This is a genomic window from Micromonospora maris AB-18-032, assembly GCF_000204155.1.
Lineage (GTDB): Bacteria > Actinomycetota > Actinomycetes > Mycobacteriales > Micromonosporaceae > Micromonospora > Micromonospora gifhornensis.
Genome location: NC_015434.1, coordinates 1,044,651 through 1,055,929, shown reverse-complemented (window position 1 = coordinate 1,055,929; position 11,279 = coordinate 1,044,651). Strand labels below are relative to the sequence as shown.

The 11,279-nt window shown below is 72.0% G+C and carries 10 protein-coding genes; 4 read left to right on the top strand and 6 right to left on the bottom strand.

The window, feature by feature from the left end; translation table 11 throughout:
• Nucleotides 1-53: 53 nt before the first annotated feature.
• Nucleotides 54-1,166, bottom strand: a complete 1,113-nt coding sequence (locus VAB18032_RS04925) for a hypothetical protein (RefSeq protein WP_013731683.1) — start codon at nucleotides 1,164-1,166, stop codon at nucleotides 54-56.
• A gap of 98 nt (nucleotides 1,167-1,264) precedes the next feature.
• Here VAB18032_RS04925 and cofD point away from each other — a divergent pair, with 98 nt between their 5' ends.
• On the top strand, nucleotides 1,265-2,266 hold the full coding sequence (cofD, locus tag VAB18032_RS04920) for a 2-phospho-L-lactate transferase (RefSeq protein ID WP_013731682.1): 1,002 nt from the start codon (nucleotides 1,265-1,267) through the stop codon (nucleotides 2,264-2,266).
• Nucleotides 2,263-3,351, top strand: coding sequence for a coenzyme F420-0:L-glutamate ligase (locus VAB18032_RS04915; protein ID WP_013731681.1), 1,089 nt, complete (start codon nucleotides 2,263-2,265; stop codon nucleotides 3,349-3,351). The genes cofD and VAB18032_RS04915 overlap by 4 nt, the downstream gene beginning before the upstream one ends.
• 41 nt (nucleotides 3,352-3,392) lie before the next feature.
• Here the strand turns inward: VAB18032_RS04915 and VAB18032_RS04910 are convergent, their stop codons facing one another.
• Nucleotides 3,393-4,373 carry an ArsR/SmtB family transcription factor gene (locus VAB18032_RS04910; RefSeq protein ID WP_013731680.1) on the bottom strand — a complete coding sequence of 327 codons (981 nt, stop codon included), beginning with the start codon at nucleotides 4,371-4,373 and terminating at the stop codon, nucleotides 3,393-3,395.
• 284 nt (nucleotides 4,374-4,657) lie between these two features.
• On the opposite strand from VAB18032_RS04910, the gene VAB18032_RS04905 reads away from it, so the two are divergent.
• Nucleotides 4,658-5,272 (top strand): NUDIX hydrolase, encoded by a 615-nt coding sequence (locus tag VAB18032_RS04905; protein ID WP_013731679.1) that lies wholly within the window; start codon nucleotides 4,658-4,660, stop codon nucleotides 5,270-5,272.
• On the opposite strand, the gene VAB18032_RS04900 is transcribed toward VAB18032_RS04905, so the two are convergent.
• The gene (locus VAB18032_RS04900; protein ID WP_013731678.1) at nucleotides 5,241-6,332 is read right to left on the bottom strand and encodes a mannose-1-phosphate guanylyltransferase; all 1,092 of its coding nucleotides are present in this window, start codon (nucleotides 6,330-6,332) and stop codon (nucleotides 5,241-5,243) included. The two genes, VAB18032_RS04905 and VAB18032_RS04900, sit on opposite strands and share 32 nt — an antisense overlap.
• Nucleotides 6,333-6,391: 59 nt before the next feature.
• Complete coding sequence (locus VAB18032_RS04895; protein ID WP_013731677.1) at nucleotides 6,392-7,537, bottom strand: glycosyltransferase family 4 protein; 1,146 nt, start codon at nucleotides 7,535-7,537, stop codon at nucleotides 6,392-6,394.
• A 151-nt stretch (nucleotides 7,538-7,688) separates the two neighbouring features.
• Between VAB18032_RS04895 and VAB18032_RS04890 the strand changes: the two genes are divergently transcribed.
• Nucleotides 7,689-8,378 carry a TIGR03089 family protein gene (locus VAB18032_RS04890; RefSeq protein WP_013731676.1) on the top strand — a complete coding sequence of 230 codons (690 nt, stop codon included), beginning with the start codon at nucleotides 7,689-7,691 and terminating at the stop codon, nucleotides 8,376-8,378.
• A 252-nt stretch (nucleotides 8,379-8,630) separates the two neighbouring features.
• Here VAB18032_RS04890 and VAB18032_RS04885 read toward each other — a convergent pair whose 3' ends face one another.
• Nucleotides 8,631-10,598: an acetoacetate--CoA ligase gene (locus VAB18032_RS04885; protein ID WP_013731675.1), complete on the bottom strand. Its 1,968-nt coding sequence runs from the start codon at nucleotides 10,596-10,598 to the stop codon at nucleotides 8,631-8,633.
• 154 nt (nucleotides 10,599-10,752) lie between these two features.
• Entirely contained in the window at nucleotides 10,753-11,268 is a 516-nt protein-coding gene (locus VAB18032_RS04880) for an acyl-CoA thioesterase (RefSeq protein ID WP_013731674.1), read from the bottom strand.
• Between the last annotated feature and the right edge of the window lie 11 nt (nucleotides 11,269-11,279).

Sequence of the window (11,279 nt, the reverse complement as noted above, 5' to 3'; positions counted from 1 at the left end):
CTGCGGCCCGTCCCTTTGCGCCGGCGTGGGCAACCACACCGTTGCGTCACACGTCAGGTCGATTGCCCGCCCAGATCGATGCGCCGGGTACGGTCATCGTCACCGTCCGGCCGGGGCAGCGCCTGGGTCGGTTCGGCGCTGGACGTCGCCTCGCTCGGACGAGCGATGGCTTCGGTCGGCTCGGCGCTGGACCTGGCTTCGGTCGGGCGCGCGATGGCCTCGGTCGGGTCGGCGCTCTGGCGCGCGATGGTCTGGGTGGCGTCGGCCGACGCGGGCTGACCGAACGGCGGCGCGGAGGGCTGCGGCGCGGACGGTGGCGACTGCGGGGGGACGGCCGGCTGACCGTGCGGCGGCCAGGTGTGCGGGGACGCGGACGACTCCGACGACGGCGCCTGCCCGGCCATCGGCCACCCGGCGGAGGCACCGGTCTGCTGACCCGCACCGGCGCTGCTCGGCTGGTCACCAGCAGACCACCCGCCGCTCGACCACCCCTCGGCCGGATAACCGGACTGCCCGCCCGCACCGGAACCAGGCTGACCCGGATAGCCGGACTGGCCGGCCCCGCCGGGACCGGGCTGGCCCGGGTACCAGGGCTGCCCCGCGCCGCCGCCGGGCTGGCCCGGGTTGCCCGGCCAGCCGGGCTGCGGAGTGCCGTACACGCCGGGCTCGGCCTTTGGCCGGGGCACGTGGTAGAGCCGCCGCCAGATGCTCCACACCACGTACGCGGCCAGCCCGAACAGCGCCACCCAGGCGGTCCGGGCGAGCATGCCGGTGAGGGCGTCGAAGATCTGCGCCTCGGCCAGCCGACCGACCATCCAGATCAACAGGGTCAGCCCGCCGAGCACGGCGCTGACCGCGTACTCCACGAGCGCGACCTGTGTGATCAGCTTCGCCTTCGGGACCGCCGGGGCGATGTGCGTGGCCAGCAGCACGGCCAACAGCGGCAGCACGACCGCCTCCAGCCCGATGAAGGCGAAGAAGGCACTGCCCGCACGGCCGGTCACCGTGCTGTAGGCGCCCTGGGGGGTCACCAGCCGGATCAGACCGACGAAGAGGAATACGGCGTTCGCGGCCAGGAGCACGAGGGCGGCGAGTTCCCGCAGCGGCCGGGTCACCTGACCGGCCGGCGGCGGGGTGTGGGGCGAGGGCTCGGCGGGGCTGGTCACGAACTCTCCCTGGGGGCGAAAGCGGACAGATGCCGACGTGAGCCTAGTCTCCCCGGGCGACTCTCCGCCGCAGGCGTCAGGTAGGCGAGGATGGTCGGATGCGCATCGTGGTTCTGACCGGGGGAATCGGCGGAGCCCGCTTCCTGCTCGGGGTGCGGGCCTACGCCCGGGAGGTGGGCGCGGAGGTTACCGCAGTGGTCAACGTCGGCGACGACCTTCGCCTGCACGGGCTACGCGTCTGCCCGGATCTGGACAGCGTCATGTACACCCTCGGCGGGGGTGCCGACCCGGAGCGGGGCTGGGGCCGGACCGGGGAAAGCTGGACGGTCAAGGACGAGTTGGCCGCGTACGGTGCCGAGCCGAGCTGGTTCGGGCTGGGCGACAAGGACCTCGCCACCCACCTGGTTCGCACCCAGATGCTGGACGCGGGCTATCCCCTGCACGAGGTGACCGAGGCGTTGGCGACCCGCTGGCAGCCGGGCATCCGTCTGCTCCCGGCCACCAACGACCGCCTCGAAACCCACGCCATCGTGAGTGCGAGGAGTGAGCTTGCGAGCCCCGCAGTCACGAACGACGCCCATGGTGTCGAGTTCGGCGGTACCCAGCGGGCGATTCACTTCCAGGAGTGGTGGGTGCGGCATCGGGCGCAGTTGCCGACGCACCGGTTCGTGTTCGTCGGGGCGGACGCGGCGAAGCCGGCTCCCGGCGTGACCGAGGCGATCGCCGAGGCGGACGTGGTGCTGATCGCGCCGAGCAATCCGGTGGTCAGCATCACGCCGATTCTGGCCGTGGCGGGCCTGCGGGACGCGGTGGCGAACGGGCCGGCGCCGGTGGTGGGCGTGTCGCCGATCATCGGTGGCGCGCCGGTGCGGGGGATGGCGGACCGGTGCCTGGCGGTGGTCGGGGTGGAGTGCAGCGCGGCCGGTGTCGGCCAGTTGTACGGCGCACGGTCGGCCGGTGGCCTGCTCGACGGCTGGCTGGTGGCGGAGGAGGATGCGCAGACGCTGGTGCCGCAGGTGTCTGTGCGGGCGGCACCGCTGCGGATGAGCGACGAGGCGGCGACGGTGGCGATGGTCCGCGCCGCGGTGGGGATGGCATGAAACTGGAGATCCTGCCGGTGCCCGGCATCGGCCACGTGACTGAGGGCGACGACCTGGCCGCACTGATCGCGACGGCTGCGCCCTGGCTGCGCGACGGCGACGTGCTCGTGGTGACCAGCAAGATCGTGTCCAAGGCGGAGGGCCGGTTGGTGGACGTCCCGGCCGACGGCCCGGAACGGCAGGCCGCTCGGGACGAGATTCTCGCGGCCGAGACCGCCCGGGTGGTGGCCACCCGGGGCGCGACCCGGATCGTGCAGACCCGGCACGGCTTCGTGATGGCCTCGGCCGGCATCGACGCCTCCAACGTCGACAAGACGCGGCTGGTCCTGCTCCCCGAGGACCCGGACGCCTCGGCCCGCGCGCTCCGTGCCGACCTGCGCGACCGGTACGGCGTGGAGGTGGCCGTCATCATCAGCGACACCATGGGGCGGCCCTGGCGTAACGGGCTGACCGATGTGGCCCTCGGCGTGGCCGGGATGAGCGCCATCCGCGATCACCGGGGCGAGGTCGATCCGTACGGCAACGAGTTGGTGCTGACGCAGATGGCGGTGGCCGACGAGTTGGCCGGGGCGGGCGAACTGATCAAGGGTAAGTGCGACCAGATGCCGGTGGCGGTGATCCGTGGCTACCTGAGCGCGACCCCGCCCGACGACGGCGAGGGAGCCCGGGCCCTGGTCCGGGACGCCTCGATGGACCTGTTCGCGCTCGGTACCGCCGAGGCGACGGCTACCGGGCTGGCCGCTGCCGCCACCATCGCCGACCGCCCCGGTGACACCGCCCCCGATCCGGTGGCTGTCGATCGGGCGATCGCCGCGGTGGCGGACGTGGTCACTCCCGGCACGGTCTTCACCCAGGTCACCGACAGCGACGTACGCAATGGTCTGGTCGCCACCGTGGCCGGTTGGCCGGCCGAGGCGACCGCTCTGGTGCTCTGCTCCCCACCCACCCCGGTCGGCCCGGTGCAGCTGGTGCGTTTCGGTGCCGACGTGCAGCGCCTGCGCACCGCCCTCGCGGCGCACGGCGTCCCCTCTCAACTCCTCCCACCGCCCGCCCACACCACCGCCGTCGCCGCCCTGGCCCTCTGATCCGCAAGGTCGACGACACGTGGCCGATCTGCACGAAGTGGTCAGGTGTTCAGGATGGCGCGGCCCAGGGGGGTGAGGGTGTGCAGGACGGTGTTGCGGTCGCGGTGACTGGCCAGCAGACCGGCATTGCGCAGGACGGTGGTGTGCTGGCTGACGGCGGCCGGTGAGATGTACAGCCGGCGAGCCAGTTCACCGGTGCTGCAGCCGTCGTCACTGGCGGCGAGCACCGCCGCGCGGGTCCGTCCGAGCAGTGCGGCCAACGCTGTGGTGGATTTCTCCGGTTTGTCCGACGCCAGGCCACCCAGCCGGTCCACCGGGTAGACCAGCACCGGCGGCAGTTCCGGATCGAGCAACGCGACAGGCATGTCCGCGCAGAAGAACGACGGCACCAGCAGCAGGCCGCGTCCTTCCAGGTGCAACTCGCGGCTGTTCGGATAACCGGGGATCTCCAGGATGCCCGAGTCCCACCGCACCCCCGGCCGCAGACCGGTCAGCAGCCCTTTGACGCCACCGTCGAGCAGGGTCCGCGCCCGCCGAGCCCGGTCGGCCTCCACCGCCGCCTGGACGTGCGTCCAGTACGGCCCGAGGGCCAGCTCACGGTAGCGGCCCATCGCGGTCGTCAGTTGCTCCAGGGCATCCGGCTCGCCCCGCGCCAGCGCGCCGGCGTCGGCGGGCAGGCTTCGGGTATTGGCCACCAGGGTGAGGTCGCGGTGCAGCAGCGACACCGGGGTACGCCGGACGGCCTCCATCCCCGCCTCGAACCCGTCCATGCTCTCGTACGGAGTGAGGAAGTCCGGGAAATATCCACGTGGCGGATTCAGCGCCAGCAACAGCCGCAGGCCGTCGATGTTCTCCTCGCGGTACAGATCACGCAGGACGTCGCGACGCCACCCGGACAGCAGCGGATCCCCGGTACGTTTCGGCAGCAGGTGCAGACTCAGCACCGCTTCCCAGACCGGATTCGCCGCCGGAGCCACCCGGGTCCGGAGGATGTCCTCGCCGGAGAAGTGGATCTTCAGCATGGAACGTCTCCCCGTCGCCTGGTTAGGGACGCCTGGCGACCTTCCGCACTTTACCTGGAGCGTGTCCGACAAGGGATGTTAAGCCTGGGCTAAAAGACCTCGACGGGCTCCGATCGAGTACGCCATAGTTCCCCATGTCGCACGGGTGCGACGCTCCTCGGACGTGCCGCAGGCACGACCGAGGTCGGGGGAAGGGTTGAACGGGCGGCGCCGTACGAGGGTCTGCGGCGGATATATTCCGCAGGGGTGCCGCCCGTTCGCCAACCCCGTGAAGGAAGGGCTCGATGTCAACGCCTCCAGTACTGACCGGGCCCTCGCTACAGCACGACGACGGCTGGGCGGCGCTGCACGCCGACGCCCTGGCGGTGCTCACCGACTGGCAGCCGACCTCCGCGGAGGCCGCGACGGCCCGCGACCGTACGCTCGACCTGCTGGCCGCCGGCACGACCGCGATGAGCCGTACGCACCGGGCCGGCCACGTCACCGCGAGCGCCCTGGTCTTCGACGCGACCGGCACCGAGGTGCTGCTCTGCCTGCACGGCAAGATGGGCATGTGGGTGCAGCTCGGCGGGCACTGCGAGCCGGGCGACCGGACCCTGGCCGGGGTCGCGTTGCGCGAGGCCACCGAGGAGTCCGGCATCACCGGGCTGTGGATGGACCCGGTGCCGATCGACGTGGACGTGCACTCGGTCGCCTGCCAGGGCGGATCACTGCACTACGACGTACGCTTCGCTGTTTTCGCCCCGCCGGCGGCGGTGGCGCAGGTCAGCGCGGAGTCCGAGGAGCTCGGCTGGTTCCCGCCGGACCAGCTGCCACATCCGCTGGCCGGCGGGACGGCCCGGCTGGTCGCACCGGGCCGGGCCGCGTTCAGACGAGCTTGTCCTCGCCCCGCTCCTTGAGTTCGTCCACGATCGCCTTGACGTCCTGAGCGCGGTCACGCGGGCAGACCAGCAGCGCGTCGGAGGTGTCGACCACGATCAGGTCGCGCACCCCGACGGTGGCCACCAGCCGGCCGGACTGCGGCACCACCACCATGCCGCTGCTGTCGCGCAGCAGCACCTCGGCCTTGTCGTCCATCCCGAGCACCACGTTGCCGTCGGCGTCGGCCGGCAGCACCTCACCGAGGGTGTGGAAGTCACCCACGTCGTTCCACCGGAAGTCACCCGGTACGGTCGCCACCCGGCCCGCGCTGGCCGCCCCCTCCATCACCGCGTAGTCGACGGAGATCTTCGGCAACGTCGGCCAGACCGCGCCGAGGACGTCGTCCTGCTCGTCGCTGCCCCAGGCCGCCGCGATGCTTGTCACCCCGGCGTGCAGGGCGGGCTGCTGTCGGGCCAGTTCGGCGAGGAACGCCGACACCCGCCAGACGAACATGCCGGCGTTCCACAGGTAACGGCCCGAACGGACGTACGCCTCGGCCACCTCGGCGTTCGGCTTCTCCTTGAACTCGGTGACCGGTCGCATCGGACCGTCACCGACCGGGTCGCCGGTCTGCAGGTAGCCGTAACCGGTCTCCGGCCGGGTCGGCGTGATCCCGACGGTCATCAACAGCCCCTGCTCGGCGCCCCGGATCGCCGCCTGCACGGTCTCCACCCAGCTCTGCGGGTCACCGATCAGGTGGTCGGCGGCGAACGAGCCCATGACCGCGTCCGGATCCCGTACGGCGATCACCGCCGCGGCCAGCGCGATGGCCGCGCAGGAATCCCGGGGCGAGGGCTCGACCAGGATGTTCTCCTCCGGTAGGCCGGTCAGTTGGCGGGCCACGGCCGCGGCGTGGGCCGCGCCGGTGACCACCATGGTCCGCTCCGGTGTGGTCAGCGGCGCCGCCCGCTGCACCGTCGCCTGGAGCAGCGAAGCGGACGTGCCGGTGAACGGATGGAGAAACTTGGGATGGCCGGCCCGGGACAGCGGCCACAACCTTGTGCCGCTGCCACCCGCCGGAATGACGACATAGATCACCAGGACATCATGCCCGAACCGCCCGGAGTGAGCGCCCGGGTTGCCCCGGGTTGCCGGCGTCAGGGCCGGGCCCGGGACCAGGCGGCGATGTGCACCTCGGCACTGGACTCCCAGGTGAACTCCTTCGCCCGATCGAAGCCGGCCTTGGCCAGCGACAGACGACGAGGCTCGTCGTCGAGCAGGGCCGCCAGGTCCGTGGCGATCTGGTCCGGGTCCTCGCTGGTGTACGCCACCGCATCGCCCCCGACCTCGGGCAACGACAGCCGGGGCGTGGTGAGCACCGGAGCGGCGCACGCCATCGCCTCCAGGATCGGCAACCCGAAACCCTCGCCGTACGACGGGTAGGCGGCCACCAGGGCACCGCCGAGGAAGCCGGGCAGGTCGGCGTAGCGCAGATAGCCGGGACGCAGCAGCCGCAGATGCGAGGGCACCTCCGCCACCGCGCGGTCGATGTCGTCGTCGTGCCCCTGACCCCCGGCTACCACCAGAGCCGGCGGGTCCTGCCGGTCGGCCACCGCACGGGCCCAGCCCCGGATCAGATTCGGTACGTTCTTGCGCGGCTCCTTGGCACCGAGGAACGCGACGTAACTGCTGCTGCCGAGGCCGAGTCGAGCCCGTACCCGGGCCTTCTCCTCGTCGCCCGGGGCGTGGAAGGCGGAGGGATCGACGCCGTGGTACGCGACGTCGATACGGGTCGGGTCGGCGTCCAGCAGCCGGATCAGCTCGTCGCGAGTGGCCTTGCTGGGCACGATCACCCGGTCGGCGCGGCGCAGCGAGGTCTTGATCGCACTCCGGAAGAACGTCCGGCGGGACTTGTCGTAGTGCTCCGGCTCGGTGAAGAAGGTCGCGTCGTGCACGGTGACGGTGACCGGACAACCGGCCCGCAACGGACAGGTGTAGAAGGGCGCGTGCAGCACCTCCGCGCCGACCTGCTGGGCCAGCAGCGGCAGGCCGGTCTGCTCCCAGGCCAGCCGGGCGGGGCGGTGCGCGACGGCGGCCGGCGCAGGGACGATCTCTGCGCCCGGCAGCATCCTGCGATAGCGCTCCAGGTCGGTGCGGAGACTGACGACGACCAGGTCCACCGCCGACCCGCACACCTTGCCGAGGGCGCCGAGCAGGCCATCGACGTATCTGCCGACGCCGCCACGGTCGGCGGGGACACTCGTGGCGTCGATGAGCACGCGGGGCGGGCGGCCGGCGGTCACGGGGCGACTCCTTGCGAAGGCGGGACTGTGGGGAACAACACTTCCGGCAAGCCTACGCCGGAGCCGGGTACGGACGCTGACTGCGACCCGACCGTACGCCGACTTGTCGTTGCCATCGAGTACGGCTGTCGGCCGCGTATCGTTCGCGTCGATGGCCGACAACATTGCCCGGGTGTTCGCCGACGCGATCGCGACCGACCCGAACCGACCCCTGCTGACCTGGTACGACGACGCCACCGGAGAACGCACCGAGCTTTCCGGCGCGACGCTGGCGAACTGGGTGGCCAAGACGGCCAACCTGCTCACCGACGAGTTGGCGCTGGGACCGGGTGGCACCGCCGCCGTACTGCTTCCGCCGCACTGGCAGACCGCCGCCGTCCTACTGGGCTGCTGGGCAGCCGGGCTGACCGTGGCCGAGCAGCCGGGTGACGTGGACGTGCTCTTCGCCGCCGCGGACCGGGTCGCCGAGGCGGATGCCTGGTCGGCCGACGAGCGGTACGCCCTCGCGCTGCACCCCTTCGCGCTGCCGCTGCGGGAGGTCCCGGCCGGCTTCGCCGACTACGTCACCGAGGTACGGGTGCACGGCGACCACTTCGGCGCGTACCCGCCGGGCGGCCCGGCGCACACCGCGCTGATCGAGCGGGCGAGAGCACGCGCCGCCGAGTTGGGCATCTCCCCGGCCGACCGGGTCCTGATCGACGTGGACCGCCACCCGGACCCCCTCGACTGGCTACTGGCCCCCCTGACCGCCAACGCCACAGTGGTCCTCTGCGCCCACCCCGACCCCACCCTCCTCCCCACCCGCCAATCCACCGAACACACCACCCACACCCTCCCCTAACCCCAACCCCCTCCACGCCCCCGCGCCACGCCCCCGCGCCGCGCCGCGCCCCGCGCCGCGCCGCGCCCCGCGCCGCGCCGCGCCCCCGCGCCGCGCCGCGCCGCGCCCCCGCGATCTTGCAGTTTCGGTCGCCGATATGCCCTTTGCGCGACTTATGCCGCGACCAAAAGTGCAAGATCGCGGGGGCGTGGGCGGGCGAGGGGCGGGAGGGAGGGGCGTGGGGCGGGGTGAGGGTGAGGGCAGGGGGGTGGGTTAGGGGGTGCGGTGGTGGGCGAGGGTGGCGAAGGCGGTCAGGGACTCGGGGTTGGCCAGGGCGCCCTTGGCGGCGGCCTGGTCCACCGGGGTGCCGGTGAGGATCTTCTTGACCGGGACTTCGAGCTTCTTCGCCGACAGGGTGCGGGGGACGGCGCGTACCTGGTGAATCTCGTCGGGCACGTGCCGGGGTGACAGGGCGGTACGCAGTTCCCGGCAGATTTTCTTGCGCAGCTCGTCGTCGAGGGTCAGGTCGTCGGCGAGCACCACGAACAGCAGCAGCTCACCCGCGCCGCCCTCGTCGTCCTCCAGGTGCACCACCACCGAGTCGACGACCTCGTCCAGCGCCTCCACCACCGAGTAGAACTCGGCGGTGCCCAGCCGTACGCCGCCGCGGTTGAGAGTGGCGTCGGAGCGGCCGGTGATCACACACCCGCCACGCGAGTTGACGGTGATCCAGTCGCCGTGCCGCCACACGCCCGGGTACACGTCGAAGTACGCCTCCCGGTAGCGGATCCCGTCCGGGTCGTTCCAGAAGCCCACCGGCATGCTCGGCATCGGCTCGGTGATCACCAGCTCGCCGAGTTCACCGAGGACCGGGGTGCCGTCGGCGGAGCGGGCCTCGACCTTGGCGCCCAACGCGCGGCAGGTGATCTCGCCGGCGTACACCGGCAGCAGCGGCACCCCGCCGACGAAGCCGGTGCACACGTCGGTGCCGCCGGACAGTGACTGGAGTTGCAGGTCGCGGCCGACGGTGTCGTACACCCAGGTGAAGCCCTCGGCGGGCAGCGGCGCACCGGTGGAACCGACCCCGCGCAGCGCGGACAGGTCGGCGATCTCGCGCGGCACCAGGCCGGCCTTGCGGCAGGCCAGCAGGAACGGCGCGGAGGTGCCGAAGTAGGTGGTGCCGGACTCCTGCGCGAGCCGCCACAGCGCGCCCAGGTCGGGGTGGCCCGGGTTGCCGTCGAACAGCACGATCGCCGCGCCCACCGCCGGGGTTGAGACCAGGAAGTTCCACATCATCCAGCCGGTGGTGGTGAACCAGAAGAACCGGTCGGTCGGGCCCAGGTCGTGGTGCAGGGCGAGCATCTTCAGGTGTTCCAGCAGGATGCCGCCGTGGCCGTGCACGATCGGCTTGGGCAGGCCGGTGGTGCCGGAGGAGTAGAGCACGTAGAGCGGATGGTCGAAGGGCACCGGCGTGAACGTCAACGGCTCGTCGTTCGCCGCCGCGAGGTCGGCCCAGGACAACGCGCCATCCGGTGCGGGTGCCGCCGGGTCGAGGTAGGAGATGCCGACGGTGTGCCGCAGCGACGGCAGCGCGGCCCGGATCGCGGTCACCTCCGCCGAGCGGTCCACCGGCTTGTCGCCGTAGCGGTAGCCGTCCACCGCCACCAGCACCTTCGGCTCGATCTGCTGCCAGCGGTCGGTGACGCTGCGGGTGCCGAACTCCGGCGCGCAGGAGGAGAAGATCGCGCCGAGGCTCGCGGTGGCAAGCATCAGCACGTACGTCTCGGGGATGTTCGGCGCGTACGCGGCCACCCGGTCGCCGGTGGTGACGCCGAGCCGGCGCAGCCCGGCGGCCACCCGGCGGACCTGGTCGCGTAGCTGCGCGACGGTCAGCACCTCGGGCTCGCGGGTCTGCCCGTACGCGAGCACCACCGGGTCGTCGTCGGCCCGACCGGGCATCCGCAGCACGTTCTGCGCGTAGTTGAGGGTGGCGCCGGGAAACCATCGCGTCTCCGGCATGTCCCGCCCGGACAGGGTGGCGGTCGGCGGGGTGTGCGCGATCACCTCGAAGTGGTCCCAGATGGAACGCCAGAAGGCGTCCAGATCGGTGACCGACCACTGCCACAGCGCGTCGTAGTCGGCGAACTCCAACCCCCGGTGCTCGGCCAGCCAGCGCAGGTAAGCCCCGATCCGCGACCGCTGGAGCACGTCCGCCGGCGGCGTCCACAGCACGTCAGTCACTGCTCACTCCTCCCCTGGCCCGGCACGACGCTGTGCGGTGGGCCGTGGCGCCATCTTGCCCTACCCCGAAGCGCCATTCTCCGCAGCCGAACCCTGCGGGCGCATGTGCCCGGCCCACACGAGCGGGCCCGGTGCGGTGGGTGCGGGCGAGGGATCAGCCTGCCCGGTGGGCCTGGATGGCACGGCGGCGGGCCAGTCGGTGCTCGCGACGGATCTCCGCCTCCCGCCAGCGTCGTTCGTCCTCAGCGGTTTCCGGCAGCACCGGTCGCACCGGCCGTGGCGCGCCGCCGACCTCGACGCCGACGAAGACGAGGTACGCGGTGGCCACCCGTACCGGCTCCTGCTCGGCCGAGTCCCAGCGCTCGGCCATCACCCGTACGCCGATCTCCATCGAGGTCTGCCCGGTCCAGTTCACCTGGGCGTACGCGTGCACCAGGTCACCCACCCGGACCGCCTCGGAGAAGACGATCTCGTCGATGGCGGCGGTGACCGCCGTACCGCCGCTGTGCCGGGCCGCCGCCGCGCCGGCCACGTCGTCGACGAACTTCATCAGCACGCCGCCGTGCACGGTTCCGTAGAGGTTCACGTCGATCGCGGTCATGATCCGACTGAGCGTGACGCGGGAGTACGACGTGGGTTTACCTGGCATGGCGGAGAGGTGCTCGGTCATGTCGAAAACGG

Excerpts from the sequence above, each read along its gene's own strand:
- VAB18032_RS04910 (WP_013731680.1), bottom strand. The coding sequence starts at position 4,373 with ATGCTGAAGATCCACTTCTCCGGCGAGGACATCCTCCGGACCCGGGTG.
- cofD (WP_013731682.1), top strand. The coding sequence starts at position 1,265 with ATGCGCATCGTGGTTCTGACCGGGGGAATCGGCGGAGCCCGCTTCCTG.
- VAB18032_RS04905 (WP_013731679.1), top strand. The coding sequence starts at position 4,658 with ATGTCAACGCCTCCAGTACTGACCGGGCCCTCGCTACAGCACGACGAC.
- VAB18032_RS04890 (WP_013731676.1), top strand. The coding sequence starts at position 7,689 with ATGGCCGACAACATTGCCCGGGTGTTCGCCGACGCGATCGCGACCGAC.
- VAB18032_RS04880 (WP_013731674.1), bottom strand. The coding sequence starts at position 11,268 with ATGACCGAGCACCTCTCCGCCATGCCAGGTAAACCCACGTCGTACTCC.
- VAB18032_RS04915 (WP_013731681.1), top strand. The coding sequence starts at position 2,263 with ATGAAACTGGAGATCCTGCCGGTGCCCGGCATCGGCCACGTGACTGAG.